The following is a 16794-nucleotide window of genomic DNA, read 5'->3' as shown; positions in this document are numbered from 1 at the left end:
GCATGCCGAAATCGTTCCCACTGGGAGGTCGTGCAGAGGTTTTGGAGTGCCGCTGATGCGGCGGGAGGTGCTGCCGCAGAACCGTTCCGGTCCCGTGACAACCCGAAGAACCTTACGGACCGGGACAGGCGCTGTCAAGCACGCCTGGTCAAGATCTTCAGTCCAGATCGGTGAGGCGGCCTCCGGCGTCCGGCTGGGCGTGTTCCACCCTGCGCAGGAGGCGGATCAGGACGTCACCGAGGGCCGCGCGCTCGGCCGGGGACAGGTCCTGGAGGAGGTCCGTCTCGAAGACGGTGGCGAGGCGCATCGCCTCCAGCCACTTCTCACGGCCGGCCGGGGTCAGCTCCACGATCACCCGCACTCGGTTGCTCTCGTCGCGCTCGCGGGTGACCAGCCCCTCGGTGACCATGCGGTCGATCCGGTGGGTCATGGCGGCCGGCGTCAGTCCGAGGCGCTTGGCGAGGTCGCTGGGGCCCATCTGATAGGGAGCGCCGGACAGGACCAGCGCCTTGAGCACCTCCCAGTCGGCGTTGCTGATGCCCAGTTCGGCGGTCTGGCGGCCGTAGGCGACGTTCATCCGGCGGTTCAGACGGGACAGCGCGTTCACGATCTTCTCGACCTGGGGGTCGAGGTCCTGGAACTCGCGCTGGTACGCGGCGATCTGCTCTTCGAGTGTCGGCTCGCTGACGCCGGGGGTGTCGCCCATGGCCGCAGTATGGCACGACCCCACTTTGCCTTGAAGTCCTTCGCTATGTATTCTTTAGCATCGAACTTTAGCTTCTAAGCCTTCATGGCTAACTAGTGAGAGAGGTGAACGTGACCAGGGCGATGGGCGCAGCGATGCGCCGGATCCACGTGGGCAACGCACTCAGCGCGTTCGGGCTCGGCTTCACCGTCCCCTATCTGTACGTCTATGTGGCGCAGGTGCGGGGTCTGGGAGCCATGACGGCGGGGCTCGTCCTCGCCGTCTTCGCCGTGGCCGCGCTGATCGTGCTGCCGTTCGCCGGCAGGGCGATCGTGCGGCGCGGCCCGCTGCCGGTCCTGCTCGCCGCCCTGGTCACCGCCGCACTGGGTGCGCTGAGCCTGGGACTCGCGGGTGGGGCGGCCTCGGTGCTGGCGTCGGCGGCGGCACTCGGGGCCGGGCAGGCCGTGATGCAGCCGGCGCTGGCGACGATGATCGTCGACTGCTCGACCTCGGAGACCCGGTCGCGGGCGTTCGCGACGCAGTTCTTCCTGCAGAACCTGGGCCTCGGGGTCGGCGGCCTCATCGGCGGTCACCTCGTCGACACCACGCGCGTCTCCTCCTTCACCCTGCTCTTCGCCATCGAGGCGGCGGTGTTCCTGCTGCTGGTGGTGCTGATGTCGACCGTGCGGATGCCGCACGCGCCGCGCATCGAGGAGGCTCCGGCGCGGGCCGGACGCTCGGCGCGGGACAGCTGGCGGCAGCTGGCCCGCAACCGGGCCATGGTGCAGCTGTGCGTGCTGGGCTTCGTGCTGTTCTTCGCCTGCTACGGGCAGTTCGAGTCCGGGCTGAGCGCGTACGGCGTGGAGGCGGCCGGGATCTCGACGTCGGCGCTGGGTACGGCGCTGGCCGCGAACACTCTGATGATCGTGGTCGCGCAGTTCGCCGTGCTGCGGTTCGTGGAGCGCCGGCGGCGGTCCCGTGTCATCGCGGCCGTGGGACTGATCTGGGCGCTGGCGTGGACGGTGGCCGCGTACGCCGGGCTCGGGCACGGCAGCCGTGCGATGGCGACGGCCGCGTTCGTGTCGACGTACGCGCTGTTCGGGCTCGGTGAGGCGCTGCTGTCGCCGACCGTCGCGCCCCTCGTGGCCGATCTGGCGCCGGACGGGATGGCGGGGCAGTACAACTCGGCCTTCGCCCTGGTGAAGCAGCTGGCGCTGGCCGTGGGGCCGGCGGTGGGCGGTCCGCTGGCGGCATCGCTGCCGGGGCCGTACGTGGCGACGTTCCTGCTGTTCTCGCTGGGCATCACCGTGCTCGCGCTGCGGCTGGGGCGGGGGCTCACCGCCGTACAGGATCATCCGTGGGGCGCGCGGAGCCGGGTGGTGGCGCGCGGTGCCGCGGCCACCGAGCCGGTCAGCGCGTAGAGGTGCCCTCGTCGCCGTCAGCGGACCGCTGTGGCGAGGATCGTGGTGAAGGGGAGGGTGACCGTGCCGTCGGCCGCGGTGCGGTCGGCGAGGCGGTCGGCCACTGCTCGGCCCGCCTCGGCCAGGGTCTCCTCGCCGTGCGCGTCGAGGATGTCCTGTCCCCAGGGGAGGATCGAGAGCTGGGCGGGGGCGTACTCGGCCGGTGGGGGCAGCGTGATGCCGAAGGTGACCTCGCGGGTCGCCGGGTCCTCGAAGCCGGCTGTCCGCAGGGCGGTGGTGAGGCGGTCGGCGGTCAGCGCGGAGACGGCGGCGAAGCTCTCGGCGGCCTGCTGACCGCCGTAGTCCCTGATGACCTCGTACTGGGCGGCGAAGAGCGGGCACAGCGAGCGGTCCGCCCAGACCGTGGCCGCGAAACGGCCGCCCGCGCGGGTGACGCGGGCGGCCTCGGCCAGGGCCGCGTCGAGGTCCGGGAAGAACTGGGCGCCCTGCTGGCAGACCACCGCGTCGAAGGTGGCGTCCGGGTAGGGGAGCCGGTCGGCGGAGGCCGCGGTGAACTCGATGTCGGGGTACATGCGCGGGTGGCGGGCCTCGGCCACCTTCAGCATGCCCTCGTTGATGTCGGCGCCGTGGACGCGCCCGGCCGGGCCGACCTGGGCGGCGGCCGTGCGCGCGGCGAAGCCGGTGCCGCAGGCGAGGTCCAGCACCGTGGCGCCGGGGTAGAGCTCCACGGCTTCCAGGAGCGCGGTGACGAAGGGCGCCATGATCGGCGCGACGAACTGCTCGTAGCGCTCGGGAGCGCTGCCTTTGAGTTGAAACCCGGATGCGTCAGCCATGGTGAGCTACTAGCACCGCGGGCCGGTTTCGCCCAGCCGCCGCGCGCTCGCCGCACCCGGGTGGCGTCCTCAGGCGTGGCCTGTGCGGGACTGGGCTCCGGGCGGGAGGGTGAACTCGCACCACACCGCCTTTCCGCCGCCCGGGGTCCTGCGGGAGCCCCAGTTGGAGGCGATGGTGGCGACGATGGCGATGCCCCGGCCCGACTCGTCGCCGGGTTCGGCGCGGCGGCGCCTGGGGAGGTGGTCGTCGCCGTCGGTGACCTCGACGATGAGGCGGCGGTCGGTGCGGCGCAGCCGCAGCCGCATGGGCGGGGTGCCGTGCTGGAGGGAGTTGGCCACCAGTTCGCTCGCGGCGAGGACGCCCAGGTCGTGCAGGTCGGCCGGGAAGCGCCAGCTGGTCAGCACGCCGGAGGCGAACGCACGTGCGCGGGGGGCCGCCTCGACGCCGCCGAGCAGTTCCAGGGCCGCGTTGCGGAACCGTTCGCCGTCCGGGCCGGTGCGGGCGGGGTGCTGGAGGACGAGTACGGCGACGTCGTCGTAGTGGTCCGCCTGGACGCCCGCCGAGCGGACCAGGCGGTCGCAGACGACCTGCGGGGTGCCGGTGGCGCCGGCGAGGGCGCGCTCCAGGGAGGCGATGCCCTCGTCGAGGTCCTCGTCGCGGCGCTCGACCAGGCCGTCGGTGTAGAGGACGGCCGTGGAGCCCGGGCCGAGCGGGACCGAGCCGGAGGCGTGCATCCAGCCGCCGGTGCCGAGCGGTGGACCGGTGGGTTCGTCGGCGCGCAGGACCGTGCCGCTGTCGTCGCGGACCAGGATCGGCAGGTGCCCCGCCGAGGCGTACACCAGCCGGCCCTCATTGGGGTCGTGGACGGCGTAGACGCAGGTGGCGATCTGGTTGGCGTCGATCTCGGCGGCGAGGCCGTCGAGGAGCTGCAGGACCTCGTGCGGGGGGAGGTCGAGGCGGGCGTAGGCGCGGACCGCGGTGCGGAGCTGGCCCATGACCGCGGCGGCTCGCACGCCCCTGCCCATAACGTCGCCGATGACCAGGGCGGTGCGGCCGCCGCCGAGGGTGATGACGTCGTACCAGTCGCCGCCGACCGCGGCCTCGGTGCCGCCGGGCTGGTAGGTGGCGGCGATGCGCAGGTCGTCGGGCTGTTCGAGGACCTGGGGCAGCAGCGAGCGCTGGAGGGTGACCGCGGTCTCGCGCTGCCGGCGCTCGCTGGCGCGCAGCCGCTCGGCGGCCTCGGCGTGGTCGGTGACGTCGGTGGCGAAGACGAGAACTCCGGGCCCGGTCCCGCGCGGGTCGACACGGGTGCCGCTGGGGTCGGCGGCCGTCCCGCGCGGGTCGCTGTTCCTTCCGCGCGGGTCACTGGCCGTTCCGCTCGCAGCGCTGTTCGTTCCGCCCGGGTCGGAGGCGGACCCGCGCGGGTCGCTGCCCATACCGCTCAGGGCGTCTCCCGTACCGCTCAGGGCGTCTCCCGTACCGCTCGGGGCGTCTCCCGTACCGCTCGGGGCGGGCGCGGTCCCGCGCGGCGGACTCGCGGTGACCCCGCTCGGACTCGCGGTGGCCCCGCTCGGACTCGCGGTGGCCCCGTGCGGGGCCGTGGCGGCGGCACCGCGCGCGCCGGTGGCGGTGGCACCGCGCGTGTCCGTGGCGGCGGTCCCGCGAGGGTCGCGGTCGGTGTCGCCGGCCGGGGTGCAGGTGAAGGTGTACCAGCGGCCGTCCGTGGCCTTGCGGGACTTGAGGGTGCGCGGCCTGCGGCTGCGCAGGACCTGGTCGAGGAGCGGGAGCAGGCCCAGTTCGCGCAGTTCGGGCAGGGCCTCGCGCGCGGGCTCGCCGGGCGGCCGGGGGCCGAAGGCGGCGGTGTAGGCGTCGTTCACGTAGGCGACGCGGTGGTCCGGGCCGTGCACGAGGGCGACGAGCGCCGGCACGCGGTCGAGGACCTCCCGCGCGGGCAGTTCGTCGACGGCGGGCACGGGCGCTGTCCCGTCGGTCAGCCGTTCCGCACGTGCCGCCGGCACGGAGCCGTCCGCCCGGCGGTCCAGGGCGGCGGCCGTGAGATCGGTCCGCGCTGCGGCGCGGCGCTGCGTTCCGGGGATTCCGGGGAGCCGGGCGCTCCAGCGCGTGAAGTTCACGAATCCTTGCCTCGTGTCGTCGTCTCAGGCCGGCTCCGGCCCGGCCGGGGATCTGGGGCCGCGCGGCGGTGACCGCACATTCTTACCGCCTCGCGGGCGCGGCACAGCGGTTATACGTCAAAGCCGGCCGGGCCGGATCACCGGTATCCGTGGGACGCCGGGGCGTCCGCTGGAGTTCCCCGGTCCGGTCAGGACGACCCTTTCGGGTTGATGTTCGGGTCGAGAGGATGCTTTCCACCGGCGGCCAGTTCGAACTCCGCGCGGGGATGTTCCAGCGAACCCAGTGAGACGATCTCCCGTTTGAACAGCCCCGCCAGCGTCCACTCGGCGAGCACCCGGGCCTTGCGGTTGAAGGTGGGCATCCTGCTGACGTGGTAGGTGCGGTGCATGAACCAGGCGGGCCAGCCCTTGAGTTTGCGCCCGTAGACCTGCGCGACGCCCTTGTGCAGGCCGAGCGAGGCGACCGAACCGGCGTACCTGTGCGCGTACGTCTCCAGGGGCTCGCCGCGCAGCCGGTGCGCGATGTTGTCGCCGAGGAGCTTGGCCTGGCGCACCGCGTGCTGGGCGTTGGGCGGAGTCTCCTTGCCGGGCTCGGCGGCGGTGACGTCGGGGACGGCGGCGGCGTCGCCCGCCGCCCAGGCGTGGTCCACGCCGTCCACCGTCAGCTGGGCGGTGCACCGGAGCCGGCCGCGGTCGTTCAGCGGCAGGTCGGTGGCGGCGAGGATCGGATGCGGTTTGACGCCGGCGGTCCACACGAGGGTGCGGGTGGGGAAGCGCTGCCCGTCGCTGAGGACGGCCACCCGGTCGGCGCACGACTCCAGGCGGGTGCCGAGCAGCACCTGGATGTTGCGGCGGCGCAGTTCGGCCACCGTGTAGCGGCCCATCTCCTCGCCGACCTCGGGCAGGATCCGGTCGGAGGCCTCCACCAGGATCCACTTCATGTCCTCGGGCTTGACGTTGTGGTAGTAGCGCGCGGCGTAGCGGGCCATGTCCTCCAGTTCGCCGAGCGCCTCCGTGCCCGCGTATCCGCCGCCGACGAAGACGAAGGTCAGGGCCGCGTCGCGGATCTCGGGGTCGCGGGTGGAGGAGGCGATGTCCATCTGCTCCAGCACGTGGTTGCGCAGACCGATGGCCTCCTCGATGGTCTTGAAACCGATGCCGTAGTCGATCAGGCCCGGGATGGGCAGGGTGCGCGCGACGGAGCCGGGGGCGAGGACGAGTTCGTCGTACGTCAGCTTCTCGGTGCCGCCGGTCTCCTCGGTGGCGAGGGTGGTGAGGGTCGCGGTGCGGTGCGCGTGGTCGATGGAGGTCGCCTCGCCCACGACGATGTGGCACTGGTCCAGGACGCGGCGCAGCGGTACGACGACATGGCGGGGGGAGATGGCACCCGCGGCCGCCTCGGGCAGGAACGGCTGATACGTCATATAGGGGTCGGGCGTGACGACGGTGATCTCGACCTCGCCCCGCCTGAGTTCCTGCTTCATCCGCTGCTGCAGTCGCAGCGCCGTGTACATCCCGACGTAGCCGCCGCCGACAACGAGAATGCGCGCACGTTCCTTCACCATCCCATGACGCACCCGGCGCTGCCGTTTGTCCACAGCCCCGGCAGTTTGTGTGACCGTCGGCCATCGCCGTCCCGGGTTGGCCGAATTACCCGAGTTCACGGAAGGACCGCAGGTCAGCGGGGGTGAGCCGGGGTGCGGAAGGGGGCGTTATCCGGACGTATACGACCCGTACTCCGATCGGGGGGCGCTCCGTGCGGAACCTGCCCCTTCTGAATTGACCCCCGCTCAACTATGTTCGTGTGTCGACGGGGTGTAGGGGGATGTGGTCGAGCGAGTCCGTGGGGTCCCACCGGATCCGGCAGGCGGGCGCGGTCGCGCACGATCCCCGCTGTGCGCACCCCGGATTCAGTGACGGGGAGAGTCTCCGGGGGGAGACGTCATTACCGGGGGATCAGTTATGCACATTCAGGACACTCATTGGTCGACCGCGTCCGCCATCGCGCCCGGTGGCGCCGCGATGAGCGCGACGGCGGGGGGCGGACGCGGGGACGAGGACCGGTCCTCGCGCACGGCGCCGCTCCGGGTGGACGCGCAGCGCAATCTCGAGCACGTGCTGCGGGCGGCGCGCGAGGTCTTCGGCGAGCTTGGCTACGGCGCGCCGATGGAGGACGTGGCGCGCCGCGCGCGGGTCGGCGTCGGCACGGTGTACCGGCGTTTTCCCAGCAAGGACGTCCTGGTGCGGCGGATAGCCGAGGAGGAGACGTCCCGGCTCACCGAGCAGGCGCGGGCCGCGCTGGGCCAGGAGGACGAGCCGTGGTCGGCGCTCTCCCGTTTCCTGCGCACGTCGGTGGCCTCCGGCGCCGGACGGCTGCTGCCGCCGCAGGTGCTGCGGGTGGGCGTCGGCGAGGACCCTGCCGAGGAGTCGGCCGGGCGGCGGGTGCCGCAGCAGCGCAGCCAGCCGGAGGCCGGTGAGCTGCGGCTGGTGTCCGACGAGGCGGCGGCGCTCGCCCCGGACGCGGGCGACGACACGGGGGCGGCGGCGCTGCTCGACGTGGTGGGCCGGCTCGTGGAGCGGGCGCGCGCGGCGGGCGAACTGCGGCCGGACGTGTCGGTCTCCGACGTTCTCCTGGTCATCGCCACGGCGGCGCCTTCCCTGCCGGACGCGGCCCAGCAGGCGGCCGCGTCGGCGCGGCTGCTGGACATCCTGCTGGAGGGCCTGCGGTCGCGGCCCGTCTGAACACTCCCCGCGAACCCCCGCAAGGGTGAACGGCACGGCGGCCGTCGCGGCAAGTCCCCACGGACGAGTGGATGGTCCCCGCGAGCCGGTCCCCCGCGCGGGACGGTGTGGCACTCTGACCCGGTGATCGGGTCTGCTGGGCTGGCTGCGGGGGCTTTCCGCGATGGGCGTTGACGGGCGTGGCGAGCCCCTCGGGGACGGCGAGGCGGGCACGCGGGGACGGCAGCCCCGGGTGCCGAGCCAGGGCGGACCGGCCGGCCGTCCGGCGGGTGTGCCGGCGCAGCGCGAGTGGCGCGAGCGCGAGGAGGACGACGGGCCGCCCGCCGTGGCGGGGCGGCCGTCCTCCGACGCCGAGCTGATCACGCGGATGCGCGCCGGGGACGACACGGCTTACGAGGAGCTGTACCGGCGCCACGCGGAGGCCGTACGCCGTTACGCGCGCACCTGCTGCCGGGACGCGCATACCGCCGACGACCTCACCGCAGAGGTGTTCGCCCGCGTGCTGCAGGCGGTGCGGCGGGGCTCCGGGCCCGAGCACGCCGTACGCGCCTATCTGCTCACCACGGTCCGGCGGGTCGCCGCGCACTGGACGAAGACCGCCAGACGCGAGCAACTCGTCGACGACTTCGCCCTCTTCGCCGACCAGGCCGCGGGTCTCACCAAGGCGTCCGCCGAGGACGCCCCACAGCTCGGTGCCGAGGTGCGGGCCATGCGGGAGGCCGAGCGGTCCATGGCCATGCGGGCCTTCCGCTCCCTGCCCGAGCGCTGGCAGGCCGTGCTGTGGCACACCGAGGTCGAGGACGAGTCGCCGAGCGAGGTCGCCACGCTGTTCGGCCTCGACGCCAACGGCACGCGTGTCCTCGCCAGCCGGGCCCGTGAGGGGCTGCGGCAGGCCTACCTCCAGGCCCATGTCAGCGACGCCCTCGCCGCCGACGAGGAGTGCGCACGCTACGCCGACCAACTCGGCGGCTACGCCCGCCGCAAGCTGCGCACCCGCGCCGAACGGGGGCTGCGCAAGCACCTCGAGGAGTGCGCGCGGTGCCGGCTGGCGGCGCTCCAGATCGAAGAGGTGGCGGGCGGCATCCCGGCCGTCGTACCGGTCGCGGTCATCGGCTGGTTCGGCACGGCGGGCTACGCCAAGGCACTGGCCATCCTCACGGGCACAGCGGGAGCGGCAGGCGCCGCCGCGGGAGCGACGGCCGGCGGCGGAACGGCAGTCGGGGGAGCGGCCGGAAGCGGTGCCACCGCCGGTGGAGGGGCCGTCGCCGGCTCGTCCGGTGGGGCGGGCGTGGGTTCCGCGGCTGCCGAGGGGCTGGGTGCTCCGGTGAAGGCCGGGATCGCCGCCGGTGTGGTGGCGGTGGCGACCGCCGCCGTCGCCCTGGCGCTGGCCGGCCACGACTCCCCCGCCCGGAAGCCGGATGCGGCCCCGCCGCCCACCTCGGCCCCTGCCGCCGAACCGCAGTCACCCACGCCCGCGCCGCCCCCAACGCCCCAGCCCACGCCACCCAAGTCATCCCCGATCAGCGAGCCCAGCCCGAAGCCCCCCGTACGCCCGGCCGCCGCGAAACCGGCCCCCACCCCGGCTCCGGAGCCGTCACCGACCCCGACGCCCACCCTGCCACCGCCCCGCGTCCCCACCGCATCCCCGACACCGACACCCCCTCCTCCCCCCGCTCCCTCCACTCCCCCCGCCCCGGCCGTCTACCGCTGGAGCGAGCTGGACTACGACCTCACCGGTGACGGCACCCGCCCCGAGATGCGGCTGGGCGCGAGCAGTTGGGTGTGGCAGCGGTACGGAATGGCGATCGACGGCAAGCGGTACACCGACGGCGTCACCGTGCACGGCGAGTCCTCGGTGACCATCGCCCTCAACCGGCCCTGCACGGCCTACGACGCCGAGGCGGGCGTGGACGACCTGACCGCCGGGCTCGGCAGGGTGTCCTTCTCGGTGTACGCCGACGGAGTCCGGCTGTGGCGGTCGGGACCGGTCGCGGCCGGGCAACCGGCGGTCCCGGTCCATGTGAACCTGGCCGACCCCGACACCGTACGGCTGGTCGTTAAGGCGCCGCGCGCCTTCGACGCGGTGACGCTCGCGGACTGGGCGGAGTCGACGTTCACCTGCGATTAGCGCAGTAGACCCGCGCGGCCTCGGCGAGCTCGTCCAGGATCGCGTCCATGGTGAGGGCGGCGCCCCGGTCGCGCTCGGTCGCCCAGCGGTCGGGGGTGAGGCCCGCGCGGGCGGCGGCCTCGATCCGCTCCGCGTGCGCACGCTCCGGCATGGGGCGCGGGCGGCCCTCGCGCCTCCGGTCGGCGGCGGTCAGCAGACGCACCGCGTGCGGCAGATCGCCGAGCAGGGCCAGCGGCTCGGCCGCCATGTCCATCAGGGCCGTCGTGACCACCTCCGAACACCGCCGCTCGACGGCGGTGCGCAGCGCGTCCGCGAGCATCGGCAACCCGCTCGCCGGACCGTCCTCGCGGACCGTGACGAGGGCGTCGACGCCGGCCAGCGCCGCCTCGAACTGCGGCGGCGGAGTACCGCGCCGGGCCTCCGCGCGGGCCGCGTCGCACTGCGCCCGGGCGCCGGCGACATCGTCGTCGTCCAGGGCGAGCTGGGCACGCAGCAGATGGACGAAGGCCCGTGAGTCCACGACGGCGTGCCGTTCGGCCGCCGCGCTCGCGTCGTCCAGGGCGGCCAGGGCGGCGGCGCGGTCACCGGAGCGGTGGGCGATCTCGGCGAGCCGCGCGAGCAGGAACGGCGACTCCGTGTGCGCGCCCACCTCATGGGCGAGGCGCAGCGCCTCCTCGTACTCCCCCCGCGCCTCGGCGAACCGGCCGCGCGCCATGGCGGTCTCCCCGGCCGCGCTGCACACCTGCGCGCGCATCCAGCGGTCGCCCACACGCCGGCTGAGCAGCCGCAGCTCCGCGAGGTCGTCGTCCACGCCACGCAGGTTGCCGGGGGAGTCGACGGCCATGTGGGCGCGGAACATGAGGGTCACACCGAGCTCCCACTCGCCTCCGTACGCACGGCAGTTGGTCACGGCCGCGTCCAGAAAGGGCCGCACCTCCTCCGGGCCGCCGCCGTAGCAAACGGTCAACGGCCAGATGATGCCCGGCATGCGGGCCGAGCGCGGGCCGCCGCCCTCGAAGGCGGCCCGCACCCGGGTGACGTAGCGCTGGAACCGCTCGTCGCGCACCCAGTCCCCCTGCTCCGACTCGGAAGTGAGGAACAGGTGGAGCAGCCGCAGCTCCATCCGAGGCCCGTACCTCGGGTCGTCCGCCTCCCCCTCCGGTACGGAGAGCAGGTCGTCCACCGCGTCCGGCGAACCGCTCGGAGCCGCCAGGCGCAGCACGCGCCGGACCCACTCCACCGCCTCGCGCCGGTAGTTGCGCAGCCACCAGAACCAGCCCATGGTGAGGACGAGTTCACCGGCCTCCGTCTCGTCGCCCGCCGCGAGGGCGCGGTCGAGGGCCGCGCGGACGTTGTCCAGCTCGGTCTCCAGGCGGGCGATCCAGGCCAGTTGGCCCGCGGAGCGCAGCTGCGGCTCGGCATCCCGGGTGAGCGCGCGCACCCACGCGCGGTGCCGGCGCTCGGCGGCCGCCCGCACCCCGGGGGCCTCGGCGGCACGCTCGACGGCGTACTCGTGGATGGTCTCCAGCATGCGGTACCGCATGCCGCCGTCCGGGCCCGGCGCCGCCACGACCAGGGACTTGTCGACGAGCGCCCCGATCAGGTCGGCCACCGGGCCGGTGCACACGGCCTCGGCCGCGGCGAGGTCCCAGCCGCCCGCGAAGACGGACACCTCGCGCAGCACCATGCGCTCCCCCTCGTCGAGCAGGTCCCAGGACCAGTCGACGACGGCCCGCAGGGTCTGCTGGCGGGGCAGGACCGTACGGCTGCCGGCGGTCAGGAGGCGGAAGCGGTCGTCGAGCCGGTCGGCGATCTGCCGGGGCGTGAGCATCCGCAGCCGGGCGGCGGCCAGTTCGATGGCCAGGGGCAGGCCGTCCAGCCGCCGGCAGATCTCCGCGACGGCCTCCTCGTCGAGCGCGCCGCCCCCGTCGGGACGTACGGCGGCGGCGCGCTCCGCGAAGAGCCGGTGCGCGTGCTCGGGCGGCAGGGGCTCGACCGGCCGCACCGACTCACCCGGCACGCCCAGGGGTTCACGGCTGGTGGCGAGGACCGTGAGCCCGGGGCAGCGGGTGAGGAGCGTCTCGGCGAGGTCGGCGGCCGCGCCGATGACATGTTCGCAGTTGTCAAGGACCAGGAGTCCGCTGCGCCGAGCGCAGTACTCGACGAGCAGGGCGACGGGATCGTCCTGCGGGGCCGCCAGGTCGTTGCCCATGAGCACGGTCTCCCGCAGACCGAGCGCGCTGACCACCACACCGGGCACCGCCTCCGGCCGGTCGAGCGGCGCCAGCTCGGCCAGCCACGCCTGCGGCAGCCCGGCGGTGGCTTCCTCGGCGAGACGGGTCTTCCCCGAGCCGCCCGGTCCGGTGAGCGTGACGAGACGGGCCCTGTGCAATTCGGAACGGATGGCGGCGAGCTCCGGTTCCCGCCCCACGAAAGAGGTAAGCCGCGGACGAATATTGACGCGCCCCACGGCGCCCCGGCCGACCGGCGCCAGCAACTCCGCGTGCAGAGTCCGCAGCTCCACCCCCGGATCCGTACCGAGCTCCTCGGCAAGCGTCCGGCGCACACCCTCATACGCGGCCAGCGCCTCAGCGCCTCGCCCGCAGTCACGCAGAGCGCGCACCAGCAAGGCGTGCAACGGCTCGTCGTACGGATGACCGACCGCGAGCTCAGTCAACTCCCTTACGGCATCCTGAGCACGCCCCAACGCCAGCAGAGCCCCCGCCCGCCCCCGGACCGCCTCAAGCCACAGCGCCTCGAACCGAGCCCCGGCCGACCGGTCGGCCAGATCGACGACCGCACCCCCACGCCACAACCCGAGCCCCTGCTCAAGCAGCCTCAACGCCTGCCGCGCATCCCCCCGCCCGAGCGCGATCGCACCCTCCCGAACCAGCCGCTCGAAGACGAACAGATCGACATCGTCCTCGCCCGCTGCCAGCCGGTACCCGTCCGCCCCGGACACCACCGCGCCCCTGCCCACACTCCGCCGCAACCGCCCGACGAGCGCCTGCAGGGCCGCCACCGCATCCTCCGGCGGCGCCTCCCCCCACACTTCGTCGATCAGCACCCCCACCGGCACCCCCCGCCCCGGCCGCAAGGCAAGCGCACAAAGCAACCCCCGCAGCCGAGCCCCACCCACGCCCACGAGACAGCCCCGGTCATCCTCCACCTGGGCAACCCCCAGCACCCTGTACCGCACGCCCCAATTCTCCCAACCCACATCCACCGGGGGACCCGGCACCACGACGAAGCCGCACGGGCCCACCGGCGGAAGGGGCCGTGGGGGCGCGTCACAGCCCGCCGCGTACAGCAGTCGCTGCCAACACCAACCACTCAACTCAACAGCAGTACGTCCCACGTGCGGCGGGCTGGACGCGACACCACGGCCCCGCCCCACCACGCACCGCAGCCGCGACACCGCACCGCACCCGAACAACGCACCGCAGCCGCGACACCGCACCGCAGGCGACCGCCCCGATCACCCGCCGGAGGCCAACGCCCCCCGCCGAGGCGCAACCCCCGAAGGCACGGCCCGAGCCCGCCCAGGCGTCCCCGTCCAGCACGTCCCCCGCCGCGCCAGCAACCGCCGCAGCCACACCTCGAGCGACACCAGATCCGCCAGCCCGTCCAGCGGAAGCGCCTCCCCCTCCGCCGCCGACCGCAATGCCTTGCGCACCACCCGCGCCTCCACCAGCCCCGCCTCCGCGAGCAACGGCGCCGCGAACAGATCGATCAGCCCGTCCACCGCCACCCGCAGCCCCGTGCGCGCCGCGACGGCCGCCGGCGCGTGCGAGGGCGCGCCCCACCCGGCGGGCAATTCGCCCACCCCGGCGCCCTCCAGCACCGTACGCAGGATCGCCGCCCGCGCCCCCGGCTGCACCCGCAGCGCCTCCGGCAGCGCCCGGCACGCCCGCACGACCTGGTTGTCGAGGAACGGCGCGTGCAGCCGCTGGGACCGGATCTCCGCCGCCTGTTCGAGCACCCGCAGATCCGCGGCCTGCCGCGCAAGCGCCGCACGCGCGCGATGGTCGCCGGGCCGCTGCCCCGGCCCCACGAGCTGTGCCCGCCCGGTCGCCCGCTGCAGGCGAACCGATACTTCAGCCAGCGCCTCCCCGGTCACCCACCGCGCGGCCGGCCCGGGTCTCGCCCAGGTCAGCGCGGCCAGCGACGCCCCGACCGCCCCGCCGGGCTCGTCGAAGCGGCGGTGCATCAGCAGTTCCGCGAGCCCTTCGAGCCCGGACCGGTAAGGGGTGCGCGCGAGCCGCCGCGCCGCGCCGTACACGCGCGCGGGGACGGTGACCGACCCGTCGGCGCGGGCGAGCGCGGCGACCGGCCGGACCAGGTGCCTGCGCTTGCGGTCCATCAGCAGATCGGCGAGTCGCGCGGGATGCGCGTCGAGGACCTGGCGCGCCCCGTACCCGGTGAAGTGATCCGCGCTGCCGGCGGCCAGACGCGCGCGGTGGCGGGCCGCGGTCACCAGTGAGGGCCCGGGCTCGTCGGTCAGGGGCCCCTCCAGGTCGGCGTACGGCAGGACGTCCTCGCCGCCGGTCACCACCACGTGGTGCAGCCGGGGGTTGGCCGCGAGCGCCCCGGCCCGCTGCACTTCGGCCTCGCGTCCGGCGACGGCGAGGTCGTTGAAGGTGACGGCGAGCAGCCGCTCACCGGCGCCGGTGCCGTGGCCGAGCAGCGTGCCGGGCATGCCGGGCAGCCCCGCCGCGAGCAGCGCGAGCGTCCCCGAGGCCGGCCCGCCGGACAGGTCGGCGCCGATCCCGGGCACCGGCATCCCACGGGCGGCCCGGCGCTCGGCCGGACCCATGCCGGGCACCGGGCCGGGGTCGATGTCGGGCACGTGCCGGGGCGCGGACAGCCGGGCGCGCACGGCATCGACCAGCGCGTCGCGCACCGCGTCGACGGCGCTGTCGGGGTCGGCGGCGGGGGCCGCGACCGCGAGCGAGGCCACCGGCTCGTACCCGGCCACCTCGCGCGCCCCGGCGCGCAGGATCAGGGCGTGCCCGGGCGGAATGCGCCGTACGCCCTCGTACGGCGTGGAGTCGTGCAGCGCGGCCGGTACGTCGGGGGCGGCGAGCAGGGCGGCCAGGTGCCCGAAGTCGAGGTTGGCCTCGATGAGGTCGGCCAGCGGGAGGGCGGCGGTGGCGTAGGCGGTGCCGCCGGCCCAGGGGGTGTGGAAGACCGGGCGGGCGCCCGCGAGGTCGCCGCAGACGGTGACGCGCCGGCCCACCTGGACGACGGCCGTGTAACTGCCGGACCAGGCGGTCAGGTGCCGAAGGGCGCCGCCGCGCGCGGCGAGCAGCCCGACGCGCAGTTGTTCGTCGGAGGCGCCGCAGACGCCGAGCACGGCGATCCGGGTCTGCGCGTCGACGGTGATCACGCGGACCTCGTCGGGGCGCCAGTCGCCGACCGCCCACAGCGGGTCGGGGTCGCCCCACAGGAGCTGCGAGCCCACCGGGTGCAGGGTCTCCCCGTCGTATCCGGTGGCGCCGGCCGAGCCGGCCCCGGCGGCCCCCGCGGCGGTGCTGCTCCATCCCACCAACCACCGCATCGACGCCTCCACGGACTTTCCACGGACTGTGGACCACCAGTGCACCGCACGAACCGGGTCACCATGCTGCCACGAAGGACGCGCGCCGGAGGGGAGGCGGAGCCGCCTTCGCTCCCCCGAACGCGCCCTCGCGCGCCCGCCCGCGAGTTGGCGAACCCCCGTACTGGGCAAGGCCGCTGCGACGTGAATGCGCCCCCTGATGCGCTCCCCTCAACACCGTTCGCGCCGTCAAGTGCCGTGGTAGGAGCCGCAATCGGCGGCGGAAAGCGGGGTCGGTTTTCGGCCAAATCGCCGTTGGGGGGACAGGGCTGCGCACGCTCCGTACATGGTCCGCGCCGAGCGCGGACAACGCGCAGCCCGGGAGGCGGAGTTCGCCTCCCGGACCGTTCCGCCGCCCGCGGGGATGAAGGCGGCGGTGTCCCCCAGCCCACTGGATCCAGTACAGCGGGCCGACCCACGCACCACCATGGAACCCCTCCCGCGATGGCCGGAGTAGAGCGCACGGACGGGCGCACGGCCACACGTCAGGAGCACGCCGCAACCCTGCGTGCAGGGCCCGTACTTCCGTGCGGGCCACAATCCCGCCATCCGGCGGAATGCCCCTTAACGCTTGGGATGCGGCGAACTACGCTGGGTTTACGAATGCCGCGCGGTTATGCCACGGCGGCAGCCGTCTGTGTCGAGGGGTGGCGCATGTCCAGGGAGCAACGCGGGCCGAACGAAAAACTCGGCGCCGTTCTCGCCCTCGCGGGAATCAGCAACGCAGGACTCGCGCGCCGCGTCAACGACCTTGGCGCCCAACGCGGGTTGACACTTCGCTACGACAAGACCTCGGTGGCGCGCTGGGTGTCGAAGGGCATGGTGCCGCAGGGCGCCGCGCCGCACCTGATCGCGGCCGCCATCGGACAGAAGCTCGGCCGCCCGGTGCCGCTCCACGAGATCGGCCTGGCGGACGCGGATCCCGCACCCGAGGTGGGCCTCGCCTTCCCCAGGGACGTCGGCCAGGCGGTCAGGTCGGCCACGGAGCTGTACCGGCTGGACCTGGCGGGCCGCAGGGCCGGCTCCGGCGGTATCTGGCAGTCGCTGGCCGGTTCCTTCGCGGTGACCGCGTACGCGACGCCCGCCTCACGCTGGCTGATAACCCCGGCCGACAGCTCGGTGGCGCGCGAGGCGGGCGGGACCGACGGCTCGGGCGCACCGATCAAAGTCGGCCACAGCGATGTGCAGAAACTGCGGGAGGCCGCGGAGGACGCCAGGCGCTGGGACTCCAAGTACGGGGGCGGCGACTGGCG

10 protein-coding genes are annotated in these 16794 nt (G+C 74.4%); 4 read left to right on the top strand and 6 right to left on the bottom strand.

Going from position 1 to position 16794, the window contains the following annotated elements; genetic code table 11:
• Positions 1-157: 157 nt before the first annotated feature.
• Positions 158-706 carry a MarR family winged helix-turn-helix transcriptional regulator gene (locus tag IE249_RS34675; protein WP_189711364.1) on the bottom strand — a complete coding sequence of 183 codons (549 nt, stop codon included), beginning with the start codon at positions 704-706 and terminating at the stop codon, positions 158-160.
• A gap of 134 nt (positions 707-840) precedes the next feature.
• Between IE249_RS34675 and IE249_RS34670 the strand changes: the two genes are divergently transcribed.
• On the top strand, positions 841-2106 hold the full coding sequence (locus tag IE249_RS34670; protein ID WP_189711368.1) for an MFS transporter: 1266 nt from the start codon (positions 841-843) through the stop codon (positions 2104-2106).
• 17 nt (positions 2107-2123) lie between these two features.
• On the opposite strand, the gene IE249_RS34665 is transcribed toward IE249_RS34670, so the two are convergent.
• The 3 genes from IE249_RS34665 to IE249_RS34655 form a co-directional block, all read right to left on the bottom strand.
• A complete protein-coding gene (locus IE249_RS34665; protein ID WP_189711362.1) occupies positions 2124-2939 on the bottom strand; it encodes a class I SAM-dependent methyltransferase in 816 nt (271 codons plus the stop codon).
• A 69-nt stretch (positions 2940-3008) separates the two neighbouring features.
• Complete coding sequence (locus tag IE249_RS34660; RefSeq protein WP_189711360.1) at positions 3009-5072, bottom strand: SpoIIE family protein phosphatase; 2064 nt, start codon at positions 5070-5072, stop codon at positions 3009-3011.
• A gap of 188 nt (positions 5073-5260) precedes the next feature.
• Positions 5261-6637: an NAD(P)/FAD-dependent oxidoreductase gene (locus IE249_RS34655; protein ID WP_189711358.1), complete on the bottom strand. Its 1377-nt coding sequence runs from the start codon at positions 6635-6637 to the stop codon at positions 5261-5263.
• Positions 6638-7034: 397 nt separating this feature from the next.
• Between IE249_RS34655 and IE249_RS34650 the strand changes: the two genes are divergently transcribed.
• Positions 7035-7814 carry a TetR/AcrR family transcriptional regulator gene (locus tag IE249_RS34650; protein ID WP_189711356.1) on the top strand — a complete coding sequence of 260 codons (780 nt, stop codon included), beginning with the start codon at positions 7035-7037 and terminating at the stop codon, positions 7812-7814.
• A 163-nt stretch (positions 7815-7977) separates the two neighbouring features.
• Positions 7978-9942 (top strand): sigma-70 family RNA polymerase sigma factor, encoded by a 1965-nt coding sequence (locus IE249_RS34645; protein WP_189711354.1) that lies wholly within the window; start codon positions 7978-7980, stop codon positions 9940-9942.
• Here IE249_RS34645 and IE249_RS34640 read toward each other — a convergent pair.
• Complete coding sequence (locus tag IE249_RS34640; RefSeq protein WP_189711352.1) at positions 9929-13141, bottom strand: AfsR/SARP family transcriptional regulator; 3213 nt, start codon at positions 13139-13141, stop codon at positions 9929-9931. The genes IE249_RS34645 and IE249_RS34640 overlap by 14 nt on opposite strands.
• 279 nt (positions 13142-13420) lie before the next feature.
• Positions 13421-15502 carry an asparagine synthase-related protein gene (locus tag IE249_RS34635; protein WP_189711350.1) on the bottom strand — a complete coding sequence of 694 codons (2082 nt, stop codon included), beginning with the start codon at positions 15500-15502 and terminating at the stop codon, positions 13421-13423.
• A gap of 693 nt (positions 15503-16195) precedes the next feature.
• On the opposite strand from IE249_RS34635, the gene IE249_RS39510 reads away from it, so the two are divergent.
• Positions 16196-16794 (top strand): NsdA family TPR-like regulatory protein (locus IE249_RS39510; protein ID WP_506368015.1); only part of this gene is annotated, 599 nt, incomplete at its 3' end.

It is taken from the genome of Streptomyces anandii JCM 4720, assembly GCF_014650655.1.
Classification (GTDB): Bacteria; Actinomycetota; Actinomycetes; order Streptomycetales; family Streptomycetaceae; genus Streptomyces; species Streptomyces anandii.
The sequence above is the reverse complement of the archived record's forward strand: the minus strand, read 5'-3'. Positions and strand labels throughout refer to the sequence as shown.

What these genes read in the sequence shown, in the direction of transcription:
- IE249_RS34675 (WP_189711364.1), bottom strand. Translation starts at nt 706, where the DNA reads ATGGGCGACACCCCCGGCGTCAGCGAGCCGACACTCGAAGAGCAGATC.
- IE249_RS34670 (WP_189711368.1), top strand. Translation starts at nt 841, where the DNA reads ATGCGCCGGATCCACGTGGGCAACGCACTCAGCGCGTTCGGGCTCGGC.
- IE249_RS34665 (WP_189711362.1), bottom strand. Translation starts at nt 2,939, where the DNA reads ATGGCTGACGCATCCGGGTTTCAACTCAAAGGCAGCGCTCCCGAGCGC.
- IE249_RS34655 (WP_189711358.1), bottom strand. Translation starts at nt 6,637, where the DNA reads ATGGTGAAGGAACGTGCGCGCATTCTCGTTGTCGGCGGCGGCTACGTC.
- IE249_RS34650 (WP_189711356.1), top strand. Translation starts at nt 7,035, where the DNA reads ATGCACATTCAGGACACTCATTGGTCGACCGCGTCCGCCATCGCGCCC.
- IE249_RS34645 (WP_189711354.1), top strand. Translation starts at nt 7,978, where the DNA reads ATGGGCGTTGACGGGCGTGGCGAGCCCCTCGGGGACGGCGAGGCGGGC.
- IE249_RS34635 (WP_189711350.1), bottom strand. Translation starts at nt 15,502, where the DNA reads ATGCGGTGGTTGGTGGGATGGAGCAGCACCGCCGCGGGGGCCGCCGGG.